Annotated in this window: 15 protein-coding genes; 2 read left to right on the top strand and 13 right to left on the bottom strand. The window is 63.4% G+C overall.

The window, feature by feature from the left end:
• Positions 1–126: 126 nt before the first annotated feature.
• A complete protein-coding gene (locus tag ACIPZH_RS21725) occupies positions 127–1,341 on the top strand; it encodes a YeeE/YedE family protein (protein WP_400637781.1) in 1,215 nt (404 codons plus the stop codon).
• A 169-nt stretch (positions 1,342–1,510) separates the two neighbouring features.
• Here ACIPZH_RS21725 and ACIPZH_RS21720 read toward each other — a convergent pair whose 3' ends face one another.
• Together ACIPZH_RS21720 and ACIPZH_RS21715 are read right to left on the bottom strand one after the other, a co-directional pair.
• Positions 1,511–1,840, bottom strand: a complete 330-nt coding sequence (locus ACIPZH_RS21720; protein ID WP_267816244.1) for a hypothetical protein — start codon at positions 1,838–1,840, stop codon at positions 1,511–1,513.
• Between the two features lie 75 nt (positions 1,841–1,915).
• Positions 1,916–2,566 carry a DUF998 domain-containing protein gene (locus tag ACIPZH_RS21715; RefSeq protein ID WP_400637779.1) on the bottom strand — a complete coding sequence of 217 codons (651 nt, stop codon included), beginning with the start codon at positions 2,564–2,566 and terminating at the stop codon, positions 1,916–1,918.
• 222 nt (positions 2,567–2,788) lie between these two features.
• On the opposite strand from ACIPZH_RS21715, the gene ACIPZH_RS21710 reads away from it, so the two are divergent.
• On the top strand, positions 2,789–3,538 hold the full coding sequence (locus ACIPZH_RS21710) for a FadR/GntR family transcriptional regulator (RefSeq protein WP_241803577.1): 750 nt from the start codon (positions 2,789–2,791) through the stop codon (positions 3,536–3,538).
• Positions 3,539–3,764: 226 nt separating this feature from the next.
• Here ACIPZH_RS21710 and ACIPZH_RS21705 read toward each other — a convergent pair whose 3' ends face one another.
• The 11 genes from ACIPZH_RS21705 to ACIPZH_RS21655 all read right to left on the bottom strand — a co-directional run bounded on the left by ACIPZH_RS21705 (position 3,765) and on the right by ACIPZH_RS21655 (position 16,475).
• Positions 3,765–5,345, bottom strand: a complete 1,581-nt coding sequence (locus ACIPZH_RS21705) for an aldehyde dehydrogenase (NADP(+)) (protein WP_400637777.1) — start codon at positions 5,343–5,345, stop codon at positions 3,765–3,767.
• A gap of 174 nt (positions 5,346–5,519) precedes the next feature.
• Entirely contained in the window at positions 5,520–7,073 is a 1,554-nt protein-coding gene (gene garD, locus ACIPZH_RS21700) for a galactarate dehydratase (protein WP_267816236.1), read from the bottom strand.
• 77 nt (positions 7,074–7,150) lie between these two features.
• Complete coding sequence (locus tag ACIPZH_RS21695) at positions 7,151–8,512, bottom strand: MFS transporter (RefSeq protein WP_241803574.1); 1,362 nt, start codon at positions 8,510–8,512, stop codon at positions 7,151–7,153.
• Between the two features lie 103 nt (positions 8,513–8,615).
• Entirely contained in the window at positions 8,616–9,527 is a 912-nt protein-coding gene (gene kdgD, locus ACIPZH_RS21690) for a 5-dehydro-4-deoxyglucarate dehydratase (protein ID WP_241803573.1), read from the bottom strand.
• 393 nt (positions 9,528–9,920) lie between these two features.
• Complete coding sequence (locus ACIPZH_RS21685; RefSeq protein ID WP_400637776.1) at positions 9,921–10,730, bottom strand: gamma-glutamyl-gamma-aminobutyrate hydrolase family protein; 810 nt, start codon at positions 10,728–10,730, stop codon at positions 9,921–9,923.
• A 414-nt stretch (positions 10,731–11,144) separates the two neighbouring features.
• Positions 11,145–11,927 (bottom strand): amino acid ABC transporter ATP-binding protein, encoded by a 783-nt coding sequence (locus ACIPZH_RS21680; protein ID WP_277818029.1) that lies wholly within the window; start codon positions 11,925–11,927, stop codon positions 11,145–11,147.
• 22 nt (positions 11,928–11,949) lie between these two features.
• Positions 11,950–13,194: an FAD-dependent oxidoreductase gene (locus tag ACIPZH_RS21675; RefSeq protein ID WP_400637774.1), complete on the bottom strand. Its 1,245-nt coding sequence runs from the start codon at positions 13,192–13,194 to the stop codon at positions 11,950–11,952.
• Between the two features lie 15 nt (positions 13,195–13,209).
• Complete coding sequence (locus ACIPZH_RS21670; protein WP_241803570.1) at positions 13,210–13,920, bottom strand: ABC transporter permease; 711 nt, start codon at positions 13,918–13,920, stop codon at positions 13,210–13,212.
• A complete protein-coding gene (locus ACIPZH_RS21665) occupies positions 13,917–14,636 on the bottom strand; it encodes an ABC transporter permease (protein WP_400637771.1) in 720 nt (239 codons plus the stop codon). Before ACIPZH_RS21665 ends, ACIPZH_RS21670 begins: the two co-directional genes overlap by 4 nt.
• Positions 14,637–14,837: 201 nt before the next feature.
• The gene (locus tag ACIPZH_RS21660; RefSeq protein ID WP_267816224.1) at positions 14,838–15,590 is read right to left on the bottom strand and encodes a transporter substrate-binding domain-containing protein; all 753 of its coding nucleotides are present in this window, start codon (positions 15,588–15,590) and stop codon (positions 14,838–14,840) included.
• A 21-nt stretch (positions 15,591–15,611) separates the two neighbouring features.
• Positions 15,612–16,475, bottom strand: coding sequence for a MurR/RpiR family transcriptional regulator (locus ACIPZH_RS21655; protein ID WP_241803567.1), 864 nt, complete (start codon positions 16,473–16,475; stop codon positions 15,612–15,614).
• Positions 16,476–16,591 lie beyond the last annotated feature (116 nt).

The raw sequence follows: 16,591 nt of genomic DNA, 5'->3' as shown, positions 1-16,591 counted from the left end.
CCTAACAGATGTGCGCAGTGCTGAGCGGCTAGGCCCCGCCGGCAGCGATAAACGCCAGCCAAAGCAGCATCGAGCAATCTCCGGCGCTATAATCGCCGCCCGTTTTACAGTAATCCGAGCATTCCAATGGGTCTTTCCGCAACCGCCACACCCGAACCGCGCCGTCTGCGCGCCCCCCTGATTGCCTTGGCCCTGTTGCTGGCCGGTGCCTGGTTCCTCAATCTCAATGCCGGTTTCAAGCAGGTCTTGCTGCTGATCCTTGGCGCCGCGCTGGGGCTGACGCTTTACCACGCAGCGTTCGGCTTCACGTCGGCCTGGCGCGTATTCATCACCGAACGACGAGGTGCCGGCCTGCGTGCGCAGATGGTCATGTTGGCCCTGGCCGTACTGCTGTTCTTCCCGGCATTGTCGGCTGGCAGCCTGTTTGGCAACCCAGTCACCGGGCTGGTGGCGCCAGCCGGGGTGTCTGTGGTGTTTGGCGCTTTCATCTTCGGCATCGGCATGCAACTGGGCGGCGGGTGTGCCTCGGGCACGCTGTTCACCGTTGGTGGCGGCAACGCCAGAATGCTGGTGACGCTGCTGTTCTTCATCATTGGCTCGGTCACGGCCACGCACCATGCCGACTGGTGGTTCGCCTTGCCATCGTTGCCGGCCACCTCGATCGTCCATGCCTGGGGCGTCGCGCCGGCGCTACTGGTCAGCGTGGCGGTATTCGCGCTGATTGCCTGGGCGACGGTGGTACTGGAAAAACGCCGCCATGGCGCCCTCGAAGCACCCGTAAGCAGTGAGCACCAAGGCCTGCGCCGCTTCCTGCGTGGCCCGTGGCCGTTGCTGTGGGGGGCTGTGGCCCTGGCCTTGCTGAACTACGCCACCCTGGCCCTGGCAGGCCGCCCGTGGGGCATTACCTCCGCTTTTGCCTTGTGGGGCGCCAAGACCCTTTCCAGCCTTGGGGTGGACGTCGGCAGTTGGGTGTTCTGGCAGGCCCCGGCCAACGCCAAGGCGCTGGCAGCGCCGCTGTGGCAAGACGTGACCACCGTCATGGACCTTGGCATCGTGTTGGGTGCGCTGCTGGCGGCTGGCCTGGCGGGGCGTTTTGCGCCGAGCCTGAACATCCCGCTGCGCTCGCTGATCGCCGCAGTGCTCGGTGGCCTGCTGCTCGGCTACGGTTCGCGTCTGGCCTACGGCTGCAACATTGGCGCGTACTTCAGCGGCATCGCTTCGGGTAGCGTGCATGGCTGGCTGTGGCTGGTCGCGGCCTACACCGGGAACATGATTGGCGTGCGCCTGCGCCCGTTCTTCTTTGCCGGTGAGCGCCGGCCAGCGGCGCTGACGGGTTGTTGAAAACAGTGTGGCCCTGCTCGCCGGCATTTGGCGGCCGGGATCTGTCTGGTTCGACCTTCATCGTGTGGGAACACTGCGGTCAAGAGGCGTGCAAGGTGGGGCCGCCTGAGCTTGAATTGTCTCAGGTTCTTTATGAGATTAATCGTTCAACTATATGATTAATAAGGCTTTAACGTTTTGCGACTGCGTGGTGTACGCATTGTTCGTAGTAGGTTTGCTTGATGGCTGCCGGCTTTAACCGCGAGCGGCTGTTGTAGGTCTGTTCGGTGATGCCAAAGGCGGTCATGCGCATCCACGGCTTGGCGAACCGGCGTACCTGCAGTTTCTTGCGCGTGGCATACAAGGTCACGCCGGAAAGCTTGGCCCGCTGGGCCTCGGCGGCGATCTGCGAGCCCCAGCTACATACATGGCGGTCGTTCTGGCTCAGCGCTCTGGCCTGGGCGCCGAAGGCAGTCGTGGCCAGCAGGCAGCCGGCCACCGTTGCTAGAAATACTCGCATGTTGCTGTCCTAAGCATCTGAAGAAGAACGGAGTTTGCCTTCGCTTCAGATGCCTGGGGGCCAGTACGTTTAGGGTCAAGTGGTGGCGATGCGCAGGCGATTTGCCAGTGTGGGGCGCAGGCTATACAGCGCAAGCCCGGCGACCCAGATCACCGAGGCGCCATAGTTCAGCCTTTGGTACAGGCCGAACAACTGCCCGTCCTGCGCCGCTTTGGCCATCAGGGCGGCAGTGGCGATCGCAGTTACCACACAAGCCACTGAAAAGACCCCCAGCGCGGGTGAGCCGGCCACGCGTTTCCCGGCCCATGCCCACAGCGCACTGGCCAGGGTCAACGAGAGAAACATGATCAAGCCGAAGAGGTTGTGCAGTTGCTGCGACAGGGAAGGTTGCGCAGGCGCACAACCCTGATCGCATGCAAACCAACCGGTGCCGGCGCTAGCGAGCCCATGCAGCAGTACCAGTGCAGCGCTGGCCAGGGCGAGCTTCGAGCCACGCCAGCGCCGCGCCAGGCCCCAGGCGAACAGGGTAAACAGCACCGCGAGGGGGAAGTTGTTGAGCAGGGGTGACCAGCGTTGGGTTGGGGCGCCCACTGCGCCCAACTGGCTCATGGCCTGCTGCAGATGGTCGTAGCCGGGGTAGGCTTGGGCGGTGAAGCAAACGCCAAGCAGCAGCCAGGACGGAATGATCAGCCCGCAGCAGAGCAGGCAGCGATCGAAGGTTTTCATCAGCGGTTTTCCTTCCATGGAGTGACCAATCGATGCCTATACAGTACCGGGATGTCTGCCGTCTGTCCTGGCTCCTTCGCGGTTAGGTCCGTTGCTGCGCTGCTAAATTCCGACGCCCTTTGTGCAGGGCGCATTGCGTCTATAAATACCGCGTCGGATGGATGTGATCGTACAACTGCTTGCGCTATCATGGCGGCTGTCTTTCAAGGTGAAAAACAGGGCATGACAGAGCAACAGGTACAGGCAAAGACCCGGCGCAAGCCGCGCAGTCTGGCCCAGGAACTGGTCACGGTGCTGACCGAGCGTATCCGTAGCGGCCAGCTAAAGCGTGGCGACAAGCTGCCGACCGAGTCGCAGATCATGGCCGAGGAGGGCGTGAGCCGCACCGTGGTGCGTGAGGCGATCTCGCGGCTGCAGGCGGCCGGGCAGGTCGAGACCCGCCATGGCATCGGCACCTTTGTGCTGGATACGCCTGCCACGGGCGGCTTCCGCATCGACCCGGCCACCGTGGTCACGCTGCGTGAGGTGCTGGCGGTACTGGAGCTGCGCATCGCCCTGGAGATCGAGTCGGCAGGCCTGGCGGCGCAACGGCGCAGCGAAGAAGAGCTGGCAGGTATGCGCGCGGCGCTGGACGAACTCAACGAGGGCGCCGCCCATGCCACGGATGCGGTGTCGGCGGACTTCCAGTTCCACCTGCGTATCGCCCAGGCCAGCGGCAACCATTACTTCGCCGATATCATCAACCATCTCGGTACCAGCATCATCCCGCGTACCCGGCTCAACTCGGCGCGTCTGGCGCATGATGACCAGGCCCACTACATGAGCCGGTTGATGCACGAGCACGAGGCGATCTACGAAGCCATCGCCCGCAGCGACAGTGAAGGGGCCAAGATGGCCATGCGCATGCACCTGAGCAACAGCCGGGAGCGGTTGCGTCAGGCGCATGCGGAAGCTGAAGCGCAAGGGGTTTGATAGCGCGGCTGGCTGTGCCGGCCCCATCGCCGGCAAGCCGGCTCCCACAGAGATTTGCGTCAGCTTTTAGCAGTTGAGCAAGACAGGTTCCCATTTAATTTGCGCGGGGCCTGAGGGCAGCGCGGTACCTGTGGGAGCCGGCTTGCCGGCGATAGGGCCTGTAAATCCAATGCAAGCGTCAGAAGAAAGCCCCGTAACTACGGGGCTTTTTCTCGCATCAGGGCATTCAGAGCGCGCCGTCACTCCATTGCCCATTCACCAGGCGGCGCAGGCCCAGCGGGTTGTTGTCACGCAGTGCCTCGGGCAGTAGCGACTGCGGATAGTTCTGGTAGCACACCGGGCGCAGGAAGCGGTCGATGGCCAGGGTGCCGACGGACGTACCGCGGGCATCGGAGGTGGCTGGGTACGGCCCGCCGTGGACCATCGCATCGCACACTTCCACGCCGGTCGGGTAGCCATTGATCAGGATGCGGCCAACCTTTTCTTCCAGCAGCGGTACCAGCCAGGCAAATGCTTCGAAGTCTTCAGGCTCACCGATCAGCGTAGCGGTCAGCTGGCCACGCAAGCCGAGCAGGGCGGCGCGCAACTGCGCGGTGTCCTGGGCTTCAACGGCAACGGTGGTCGGGCCAAACACTTCTTCCTGCAGCAGCGGGTCGGCGTCCACCAGCAAGCGGGCGTCAGCCTTGAACAGCTGTGCACGCGCCTGGCTGCCTTCCTGAGGCTGGCCTGCCAGGTGTTCGATGCCGGCGTGGGCCTGCAGGTGCTCCAGGCCGCTCACGTAGCTGCGCAAGCCACCGGCATTGAGCAGGGTCTGCCCGGCTTGCTGGTCCAGGTGCTGGCCGAGGTCGGTGAGCAACTGGCTGAACTGCGGCGACTGCAGGCCGATGACCAGGCCCGGGTTGGTGCAGAACTGGCCAGCACCCAGGCACACGGAGCCGGCCAGCTCGCGGGCAATGGCGTCGCCACGTTTGGCCAGCGCGCCCGGGAGGATGATCACCGGGTTGATGCTCGACATTTCGGCGAATACCGGGATGGGTTGCGGGCGCTCTGCGGCCATGCGGCACAGTGCGTCCCCGCCCTTGAGCGAACCGGTGAAGCCGACCGCCTGGATGGCCGGGTGCTTGACCAGCCACTCACCCACGCCACCGCCAAACACCATGTTGAATACACCCTTGGGCATGCCGGTGCGTTCGGCAGCGCGAACGATGGCCGCCGCGACCAGGTCGGCAGTGGCCATGTGGCCGCTGTGTGCCTTGAACACCACCGGGCAGCCGGCGGCGAAGGCTGCCGCGGTATCACCGCCTGCGGTGGAGAAGGCCAGCGGGAAGTTGCTGGCGCCGAACACGGCGACCGGGCCGACGCCGATGCGCATCTGGCGCAGGTCCACGCGGGGCAGCGGCTGGCGTTCAGGCAGGGCCAGGTCAATGCGTGCACCAAGGTAGTCGCCACGGCGCAGCACCTGGGCGAACAGGCGCATCTGGCCGCTGGTGCGGCCTCGCTCACCTTGGATGCGCGCTGCGGGCAAGGCGGTTTCACGGCAGACTACGGCGACGAATGCGTCGTCCAGCTCGTCCAGTTCAGCAGCGATGGCGTCGAGGAACTCGGCACGACGTGCCGGGGCCAGCTGGCGGAATTCGGCAAAGGCCGCTGCCGCCGCTTGAGCCGCCTGGTCCACCTCGGCCTCGGTGGCTTGGGCGAAGCTGTAGGGCAGGGCCTCGCCAGTGGTGGCGTCCAGGCTCTGCAGGCGTTGCGCGCCAGCGGCGCTGCGCTGGCCGGCGATGAAGTTGTGGCCAAGAATCTCAGGCATGGTGTGCTCCTGTGTTTGGAAGGGTTGATCAGTAAAGGGCGCCTGACCTGTGCGAGCCGGCGTGCCGGTGATCACTGGCCAAGCCCGTGCCCTGCACCGTACAGCCTGCGTCGCCGGCAAGCCGGCTCCCCCAGGCGGGCGCGTGCCATTTGCATACCGGGCAAGGCCGAACCATCAGGTGATTGGCGCCGGGTTGAACAGGGTGATGTCGTTGTGCAGCCGGTGTTGTTCTGCCCAGGTCTGCTTGCGGCCACTGGCCACGTCCAGGTAGTAGTGGAACAACTCCCAGCCCAGTTCCTCGATGCTTGAACGGCCGCTGGCAATGCGCCCGGCGTCAATGTCGATCAGGTCCGGCCAGCGTTGGGCCAGTTCGGTGCGGGTGCACACCTTGACCACCGGCGCCATGGCCAGGCCGTAGGGGGTACCGCGACCCGTAGTGAATACGTGCAGGTTCATCCCGGCCGCCAACTGGAGCGTGCCGCAGACGAAGTCGCTGGCGGGCGTTGCGCAGAAGATCAGGCCTTTGCGGTTCACCCGCTCGCCTGGGCCGAGCACGCCCTGAATGGCGCCGCTGCCGGACTTGACGATCGAGCCCAGGGATTTTTCGACGATATTGGACAGGCCGCCTTTCTTGTTGCCTGGCGTCGTGTTGGCGCTGCGGTCGGCAGCACCTTGCTGCAGGTAACGGTCGTACCAGTCCATCTCGCGCACCAGTGCGTCGGCGACCGCCTGGTTTTCAGCGCGGGAGGTCAGCATGTAGATGGCGTCGCGCACTTCGGTAACTTCCGAGAACAGCACGGTGGCGCCGGCCCGCACCAGCAGGTCGGCGGCATAGCCCAGCGCCGGGTTGGCGGTGATGCCGGAGAATGCATCGCTGCCGCCGCACTGCATGCCGAGGATCAGCTCACTAGCTGGCACGGTCTGGCGGCGGCGCTTGTCGAGCTTTTGCAAGCGCGTCTCGGCCAGGCCCATGATCTGTTCGATCATTTCGCTAAAGCCAAGGCTGGCGTCCTGCAGGCGATACAGCCACGGCTCGCTGAGGTCCACTGAGGGGTCGTTGTCGTGCATCACCTGACCGGCCTGCAGCTTCTCGCAGCCCAGGCTGATGACCAGCGCTTCGCCACCCAGGTTGGGGTTGCGTGCCAGGTTGCGCACGGTGCGGATCGGGATGTAGGCATCACGGGCGTTGATCGCCACGCCGCAGCCATAGCTGTGGGTGAGGGCGACCACGTCATCGACATTGGGGTATTTGGGCAGCAATTCACTGCGGATGCGCTTGACCGCATGCTCCAGCACACCGGTCACACATTGCACGGTGGTGGTGATGCCCAGGATGTTGCGGGTGCCGACGGTGCCGTCAGCGTTGCGGTAGCCTTCGAAGGTGAAGCCATCCAGCGCAGGCAGAGGCGCCGGTACTGCATCGCAGCGCGGCAGGCTGTCCAGTTCAGGGGCGGACGGCATGGCCAGTTGGCTTTCCTGCACCCAACTGCCTTGGCGCAGGTCTTCCAGGGCGTAACCAATGATCTGCCCATAGCGCTTGACTGGCTCGCCTTTGGCGATCAGGACCGTGGCCACTTTGTGGCTCTGCGGGACGGCTTCTACAAGGGTCAGGCCATCGGGGAAGCGCGCGCCTTCACCCAAGCCACCGTCGTTGACCACTACCACGACGTTATCGTCGTCGTGCAGTCGGACGTAGCGGGGCGAGTCGGAATGTTCGATCAACTGCATGTTCGGGCCCTGTTCGTGATGTTCTCAGGCTTTGTACATCCGCCCGCACCGGCATTGCCGGCCGCGGGCGTGCTCACTCAGTGACGTGCGTCAGCCAGTTCGCCCGGGGCGGCAGGCTCAGCGTCTGGCTTTGCACCTTCACGCAACTCGATACGCTTGATCGGCCCGACGATGACCAGGTAGCTGAAGATCGCTACCAGGGCGTTGGCGCCAACATACACCAGCGCCCACTTGAACGAGCCGGTGGCGCTGATGATGTAGCCAATGACGATCGGGGTGGTGATCGACGCAATGTTGCCGAAGGTGTTGAACAGGCCGCCGGACAGCCCGGCGATCTGCTTGGGCGAGGTATCGGCGACCACGGCCCAGCCCAGTGCGCCGATGCCTTTGCCGAAGAAGGCCAGGGTCATGAAGCCGACCACCATCCATTCCGCTTCGACATAGTTGCAGAAGACCATGGTGGTCGACAGCAGCAGGCCACAGACGATCGGCAGCTTGCGCGAGAAGGTCAGCGAGTTGCCGCGGCGCAGCAGCCAGTCAGACAACACACCACCGAGCACGCCGCCGATGAAGCCACAGATTGCCGGCAGCGAGGCGATGATGCCCGCCTTGAGGATGGTCATGCCACGCTCCTGCACCAGGTACACCGGGAACCAGGTCAGGAAGAAGTAGGTGATGGCATTGATGCAGTACTGGCCCAGGTACACACCCAGCAGCATGCGGCTGGTCAGCAATTGCTTGATGTAGCCCCATTTCGGGCCGTCGTTGCCACGCTTCTGGTCCATGTCCACCAGGCCGCCGTTCTGCTCGATGTGCTCGAGTTCCTGCGGGCTGATGCGCGGGTGTTGGCGCGGGTTGTAGATGGTTTTCAGCCAAACGGCGGAGAACACGATGCCCAGTGCACCCATCACCACGAACACGTGCTCCCAGCCGAAGCTGAACACGATCCAGCCCATGATCGGGGCGAACAGCGCGGTGGCGAAGTATTGCGCTGAGTTGAAGATCGCCGACGCCGTGCCGCGTTCTGCGGTGGGGAACCAGGCGGCGACGATACGGGCGTTGCCCGGGAACGACGGCGCTTCGGCGAAGCCGACCAGAAAGCGCAGGGTGAACAGGGTAACCACTGCCCAGGCGACCGGCAGGCCACCGACAAAACCCTGCAACAGGGTGAACAGTGACCAGGTGAAGATGCTGAAGGCATAGACATTCTTGGAACCAAAGCGGTCCAGCAACCAGCCACCAGGAATCTGGCCGGCAACGTAAGCCCATCCGAAGGCGGAGAAGATATAACCAAGGGTTACGGCGTCAATGCCGAGGTCTTTCTGCAGGCTGGAGCCTGCAATGGCGATGGTGGCTCGGTCGGCATAGTTGATCGTGGTCACCAGAAACAGCATGAACAGGATCAGGTAGCGCACATGCGTCTTTTTAGTCGCTTGCATGCTGGCAATACTCCCACTAGTTATTTTTGTGCGGGCTCACAAGTTTTAGTCGGAGTGGGGGTAGCCCACTCCGGGTGCGGCATTGGCAGGCCGCGGGGTGCGCTTATTGCGGACCCATCTTGTCCATCAGAGCTGCGAGCATTTCGTATTCTTCAGCGGTCAGGTCGGTCAGCGGCGTGCGCACCGGGCCTGCGTCGTAACCGGCGATCTTCGCGCCTGCCTTGACGATGCTCACGGCATAGCCAGCCTTGCGGTTGCGGATGTCCAGGTACGGCAGGAAGAAGTCGTCGATCAGCTTGCCAACGGTGGCGTGATCGTCGCGGGCGATGGCGTGGTAGAAGTCCATCGCGGTCTTCGGGATGAAGTTGAACACCGCCGAGGAGTACACCGGCACGCCCAGGGCTTTGTAAGCGGCAGCATACACCTCAGCGGTCGGCAGGCCACCCAGGTAGCTGAAACGGTCACCCAGGCGACGACGGATCGACACCATCAGTTCGATGTCACCCAGGCCGTCCTTGTAGCCGATCAGGTTCGGGCAGCGTTCGGCAAGCTTTTCCAGCAGGTCGGCGTTCAGGCGGCAGACGTTGCGGTTGTACACCACCACGCCGATGTTGACCGACTTGCACACCGCTTCGACGTGGGCAGCGACGCCGTCCTGGCTGGCTTCGGTCAGGTAGTGCGGCAGCAGCAGCAAGCCCTTGGCGCCCAAGCGCTCGGCTTCCTGTGCATACTCGATGGCCTGGCGGGTGGAGCCACCGACGCCGGCGAGGATCGGTACAGAGGTGGCGCAGGTATCGACGGCAGTCTTGATGACCTGGCTGTACTCGCTGGCGGCCAGGGAGAAGAACTCACCGGTGCCACCGGCGGCGAACAGGGCACTGGCGCCGTACGGGGCAAGCCATTCCAGGCGCTTGATGTAACCCGCCTGGTTGAAGTCGCCCTGGGCATTGAAATCGGTGACCGGGAAAGACAGCAGGCCGTGGGAGAGGATGGATTTCAGTTCTTGTGGAGTCATTGTTATTGGCATCCTGTGGCGCTTGGGTGAAGGGTGTTGTTTTGCGTTGGAGGTAAGTTATCGTACAACCTCTGCGATGACTAGTCCCTCTGCACAAAATTTTTCCGAGCACGAGGGGCGCTGGAGGGATGGCGGGTATAGCGACTGAGGTCCGTGCGGGGCGTTGCGAGTCCCGCCACGCGGGCTGCACTGGAGGCGAGGGCGCGAGAAGTCTGACGACGACTATCTAAACAGTCATCGTATCTCTAAGTTGGCGGGGTAAAAAGGATCGCGGAGACAGGCGCAAGCCCGCCGCCCGCAGCCACGGGAAGTGTTCTGGGACCAGCAGAGGGTGACCGGGGAAGCGGGGGCGGCCTTGCGCCGCCCCGCGATCAAAACTAACGAAGCTGAGGGTCAGGCGGCCTGTTGGCGCTTGTTCTGGGATTTGCGCACCTGTGCGCGGCAGGCCTCGCCGAAGGCGCGGAAGATCTTGATCGAATCAGGATTCTTCGCCGCTTGCCACTCCGGGTGCCACTGGACGGCGAACAGGAAGGGCGAAATGCTCGGGCCGTGAATCGCTTCGACCAGGCCATCTTCGGCATGGGCGATCGGCTCGATGCCGGTACCCAGGTTACGCAGGCCTTGGCCGTGCAGCGAGTTGACGCGGATCTCGTCGGTGCCAAGGGCGTCGTGCAGCCAGCTGCCCGCCTTGATCTTCACACCATGCACCTGAGCGTATTGCACGTCGACCGGGTCTTCCGGGTTTTCCCGGTGGTCGTTGAAGCCGGGTTCGGCGTAAACCTTCTGGTAAATGTCGCCGCCCAGGGCGACGTTGATTTCCTGCATGCCGCGGCAGATGCCGAAGATGGGCAGGCCACGCTTGAGCGCTGCCTTGACCAGCGGAATATCGAACAGGTCGCGGTTGACGTCCTGGCCTTTGCCTGGGGTCTGGTTTTCCTGGCCATACAGGCTCGGCTCGATGTTGCTGCCGGCACCGGTCAGGTAGACTCCGTCGGCCATGTCCAGATAGGTCTCCAGGTCATCGACGCCACAGCAGGTGGGCACCAACACCGGGACGCAATCGGCGAAATCGACCAGCGGGGTGATGTATTTGTGGGTCATGACCTGGTAGTCATGGCCTTTGCGCTCTTGGCTGCCCATGGTCATCAGGACGACGGGTTTGCGCAGGGAAGGTTGCTTGTTGCCAATGTTGCTGTTGGACATATGTCACCTTATGACAGGTTCGACCTGCCGTTGTTGTGCAGGTGCACGGCGCGGGGCCTGGTGTGCTACCTGAAGCCCCGAGCACTGCCGGCTCGTCAGAGGCGACGATGCCGGTCGGGGCTTGTAGATAGCTTGCCAGAGCCGTTCGATATGTCAAACGACTGAAATGGGCTAAAGCGCCTGAATTCGGGGGCTAAAAGCCTTGCGAGCCTCAGGCGGCAAGGGTTTGACAGGGGGTTAGGTCAATTATATTTAACGACGCAGTTGGGTCATTGCAGCCGTGCAATAAAGGGGCTTTGTGCCGTGTTTGCTGGCCTTATCGCCGGCAAGCCGACTCCCACAGGTAGGGCGCTGATCTTGAAAGCGCTCATTTCCACAGTGGGGGCCGGCTTGCCGACTAAAGGGCCAGTGGCCTCAATGAAGGATCTGTGCCAGAAAACTGTTGGCCCTTGCCGTGCGCGGCTGGTTGAAGAACACCTGCGGCGGGCTGTCTTCGATGATCTGCCCCCCTTCAAGGAACAGCACCCGCTCGGCAACCTGCCTGGCAAAGCCCATTTCATGGGTGACACAGAGCATAGTCATGCCGGTACCCGCCAGTTGTACCAACACATCCAGCACTTCAGCGACCATTTCCGGGTCCAGCGCCGAGGTTGGCTCGTCGAACAGCATGATCCGCGGTTTCATGCACAAGGCACGGGCGATGGCCACTCGTTGCTGCTGGCCGCCGGACAGTTGGCTGGGGTATTTGTGCGCCTGGTTTTCGATGCCGACCTTGCGCAGATACATCCGTGCACGCTCCTCGGCGTCTTTGCGGGACAGGCCGCGCACGCTGGTGGGGGCCAGCAGGCAGTTGTCGAGCACGCTCATGTGCGCAAACAGGTTGAAGTGCTGGAACACCATGCCGATGTCGCTGCGTACCTGGGCGGCCTGGCGCGTGTTGGCGGCCAGATCGGTGCCGGCTACCTGGATGCTGCCTTGTTCGGCAATCTCCAGGCGGTTGATGCACCGGATCAAGGTGGACTTGCCGGAGCCGGAAGGGCCGCACAGCACGATGCGCTCACCTTCGCGCACCTGCAGGTCGATGTCGCGCAGCACATGGAACGCGCCATAGTGCTTGTTCAGGCCCTCTATGCGGATCAGCACCGGGCGTGGGTCGTGTTCTGGGGCAAGGCTGGCAACGCTCAAAGGGGCGGTCATGTTGTTGTTCTCCCGCGTGGTGTCAGTCGAAACGTGCCGCGCTGTAAGGCGCAGGGTCGGTGAAAGGGCGCTCGCCCGTGAGCAGCTCAGCCACCAAGCGGCCAGTGACGGGGCCCAGCGTCAGGCCGTGGTGGGCGTGGCCGAAGTTGAACCACAGGCCCTTGTGCCGCGGCGCCGGGCCGATCACCGGGCGCATGTCCGGCAGGCAGGGCCGACGGCCCAGCCACGGGGTGTCATCCAGGCGCTCACCCAGGGCCGGGAACAGCGCGCGCGCGAGCGCTTCGCAGCGCTTGAGCTGAATTTCGTTTCCCGGGGCGCTGCTGGCAGCGAACTCGATGCCGGTGGTCAGGCGTATGCCGGCGGCCATCGGTGCCAGCACGTAGCCGCCCTGGGTATCGCAGATCGCGTGGTGCAACTGCGCGCCGTTACGGGTGCCGTAGTGCATGTGGTAGCCGCGCTTGATGCCCATCGGGATCGTATAGCCCAGGCGCTCATAAAGGTCTGCCGACTGTGGGCCAAGGCACGCCACCACTTCGTCGGCCGTGACCGGCCCACGCTGGCTTTCGACCCGCCATTGGCTGCCGACCTGGCGCAGGCTGCGCGCATCGCCATGCAGGAACTGCCCGCCGCGCTGGACGAATAGCGCAGCATAACCACGGGTGAGGGCGCCGGGGTTGGTCACGGTCTTGGGGTCGAGCCAATGGATGCCGCCAACGACGGCGCTGTCGAGCTGGTGCTCGCGTGCCTGCAGTTGATCACGTTCAAGCAGTTCATAATGCAGGCCGTAGCGTGCAAGGCCCTTGACCTCGGCCTTGGCCTGCTCGAACAGTGCCGGGTCGCGGTACACCTCGATCCAGCCCTTGGCCTGAACCAGGCTTTGGAGCCCCGCGGCGGCAATCAGGGCGTCATGTTCTTCGACGCAGCGTTGGACCAGCGGCAGCATGTCGGCTGCGGCCTCGGCCAGCCGCCCCGGTGCCGACTGCCGCCAATAGCGCAGCAACCAGGGCGCGGCTTTGGGCAGGTGCAGCAGGCTGTAGCGCACGTCCGGTTGGCGGTTCAGGCCATAGCGCAGCAGGGCTGCGAATTGGCGGGGGAAGGCATAGGGGATGACGCTGGAGCGTTCGATCAGCCCGGCGTTGCCATGGCTGGTGCCGCATCCGGGTTCATCGCGGTCGATCAGGATCACCTGGCGCCCGCGGGCCTGCAGATGCAGCGCGGTGCTGACGCCGACGATACCGGCGCCCAGGACAAGGGTCTGGCAATGCATGATTGTATCCTTCGGTCAATTCAGGTGGCGGCCCAGGCGGGCCTCCAGGTGTTTGAGCAGGCGCCGCACCAGTTCGACGATCACCAGATAGAGGACGGCGGCCCACAGGTAGATCTGGAAGTCGAAGCTGCGCGAAAACGCCAATTTGGTCACGCCCATCAGGTCGTAGATAGTCACCAGCGAGGCGATGGCGCTGGCCTTGATCATCAGAATCAGTTCGTTGCCCAGCGGGCCGATGGCCACCAGCAAGGATTGCGGCAAGATGACCTTGAAGAAGGTGGTGGAGCGTTTGAGGTTCAAAGCCCTGGCCGCTTCGTACTGCCCCGGGGCCACTGCCATCAGGCTGCCGCGGAAGATTTCGGCCTGGTAGGCGGCAGTGTTCAGGGTGAAGGCCAGCAGGGTGCAGAACCAGGCTTCGCGGAAGAACCACCAGAGGCCAAGGTCCTGCCAGAAGCCCTTCAGCGAACCAAGCCCGTAGTACAGCAGAAACAGTTGGGCCAGCAGGGGGGAGCCACGGAAGAAATAGATGTAGCCGGCCGCCAGGCGTTGCAGCAGCAGTTTGCGCGACATCCGGGCCAGGGCCAGCAGCAGGCCGAGCACGGCGCCGAGGGTAAAGGAAATCGCCACCAGTTTGGCCGTTACCAGCAGCCCGTCGATGAACCGTGGGCCGTAGCGCTCCAGCAGGTCAGGGTCTAGTACCAGGCTCAGCCATTGTTCGGTATTCATGCGCGTGCTCCTTGCAGGTGGCGGTTGCTGCGCCGTTCGATGTAGGCGAATACCCGTCCCGACAGGGCCGAGAACAGCAGGTAACCCAGGCAGGCGACCCCGTAGAAGAACATCGGTTCTTTGGTCACGCTGACCGCAAGGTTGGTCTGGCGCATCAGGTCGACCAGCGAGATGGTCGAGACCAGCGAGGTATCCTTGAGCAACGACAGCCAGTTGTTGGAGAGCCCTGGCAGAGCGATGCGCGTCAGTTGTGGCAGTACCACCTTGAAGAATGCGGTGCGCTTGCGCAGGCCCAGGGCCGCACAGGCTTCAAGCTGGCCTTTGGGCAGGGTCTTGAAAGCGGCCAGCCAGATTTCGCTGGAAAAGGCGGCGAACACCAGGCTGAAAGCGATCATCGCTGCCAGGAAGGTATTGATCAGGAACTCACCTTGATAGCCCATGGCGGCCAGCAGTTGTTGGGCGGCGATCTGGCAACCGTAATAGATGATCAGCAGGGTCAGCAGTTCGGGCAGGCCGCGGAACACGGTGGAGAACGTGGTGGACCAGGCGCGCACCAGGCGCTTGCGTGAGCGCGCCGCCAGGGCTACGGCAAGCCCTAGAGGCAAGCCGATGGGCAGGCAGGCGAGAGCCAGTGACACGGTCACCAGAGCGCCGGCCAGCAGCGCCTGGCCCCAGCCACCACTGGCGAAGGACAGCAAGGACAATTGTTCGAGCATGGCATATCCCTTGTGTTGACTGGCCAGGCCCCATCGCCGGCAAGCCGGCTCCCACCGATACCTCATCGCCCTCGAGGCCGGTGGCAAGCCTGCCCCACCGATACCTGACAGCCTTGGAGGCCGGTGGTAAGCCGGGCGCCACCGATGGGCCACAGCCGCGAATCTGTGGGAGCCGGCTTGCCGGCGATGGGGCCCTGACAGTCAGTTGTAGATATCGAAGTCGAAGTACTTGCTGGCGATTTTCTGGTAGGTACCGTTGGCGACGATTTGCGCCAATGCCGTATTCAGGCGCTGGCGCAGTGCTTCATCGTCCTTGCGCACGGCGATGGCGGCATCGGCCTTGGTCCCGGCTACGTCACCCAACACCTTGCAGCAATCCTGACCGTTCTTGTTCATCCACTCATGCAGCGGAAACTTGTCGGCGATCACCCCGTCCAGGCGGCCGGCGGCGAGGTCGGCATTGGCCTCGTCCATGGTGGGGTAGAGCTTCACGTCAGCTCCCGCCTTGCCATACACATCTTCGGCGTAGATCGCCTGGGTCGAGGACGACTGGGCGCCCACGGTGTAGCCTTCGAAGGTGGTCTGCGCATCACTGATCTTGCTGTCCTTGGCCACGGCAACGGTCAGCGGGGTACGGTAGTAGTGGTCGGTGAAGGCGATTTTCTTGCGCCGCTCCTGGGTATCGATCATCGAGGCCACCACCGCATCGTACTTGCGTGCCATCAAGGCCGGAATGATGCCTTCCCAGTCCTGAGCCACCAGGGTGCATTCGACTTTCATCTGCTCGCACAGGGCGTGGGTGATGTCGATGTCGAAACCATGCAATTGGTTGTCGGCATCCACATAGTTGAAGGGCGGGTAGGCCCCCTCGGTGGCGAAGCGCAGGGTTTCGGCGCTGGCGTTAGCCGCCAGCAGCAGGGCACATGCACCCACCATAGCCATGGTCTTGTTCATCTCGCACCTCTTGCACTCTTGCTATTGTTGTTTTCCCGTCGTGTAGCCGACGAATTCGTTATGTAGAGCGGCAGTCGCTTCCAAGCGTTTTTCAACATCAGGCCCGAGCTTCTTGCAGACCTCGTTGACCATGAGGTGCACCCACGACAGCATGGCCGAGGTGGACTCCCAGAACAGGTTGAATTCGGTGGGGATGCGGAAGACCTCGTCGGCATTGGCGTCGGCCCAGTCGCAGAAGGTATCGGTCACCAGCGTGACCGGTATGCCCGCCTGGCGGGCCTTCTGGCACAACAGCAGGGCATGGCGGGAATAGCGGCGCGCCTCGAACACCACCAACGCGCTGTTTTCCGGGCGCCCGAGCAGCACCTCGCCAAAGTGCCCGGCGCTGCCGTCGACCACCTGAACGCCGTCGCGCAGGTAGTGCAGCAGGTGGGCCATGCACTGGGCCACACCACGCTCGGTCTGGAAACCGGCAATGAATACCCGCGGCCTGTCTGCCAAGCGCTGCGCGGCTGTGTGCCAGGGTTCGCTGCGGCTGTATTCATGCACCCGTACCAGCGCGGCAATTTCCAGTTCAAGGCTGCCTGCGCGGGTGTTGTCGTCGTGCTGCTGGCGGTATTCCTGCAGGCGGTCGCCCACCAGCCATGGGCCATCACCCAGGTCGCTCTGAAGGTCTTGCTTGAGCGCCTTGAGATGGGCATAACCGAGGGAGCGGCAGAAACGCCCGACACTGGATTCGCTGACGCCGAGCTTGGCGGCAATGCTGGCCGAGGTCTGGAACGGCAGCTCATGGAGATTGGCGAGCATGTAGCTGGCGATCTTGTGGCCAGAAGCAGTCGCGGCTTGCAGGCTGTGTTCCAGGCGTTGTCTGATCGGTTGGCTCATGCTGTTGCTCCCGGCGAGGCGTGAGCAGAAGATGAATGTTTTCTGTCATGCCGTCAATATTTGACAGATAGCTGTCACATGCCGGAAAGTTTTTGTCGCTGCCCACGCTGTCGCCA

Origin of the sequence: Pseudomonas sp. NPDC089758, assembly GCF_044748705.1 — a bacterium.
Lineage (GTDB): Bacteria > Pseudomonadota > Gammaproteobacteria > Pseudomonadales > Pseudomonadaceae > Aquipseudomonas > Aquipseudomonas putida_X.
The sequence above is the reverse complement of the archived record's forward strand: the minus strand, read 5'-3'. Positions and strand labels throughout refer to the sequence as shown.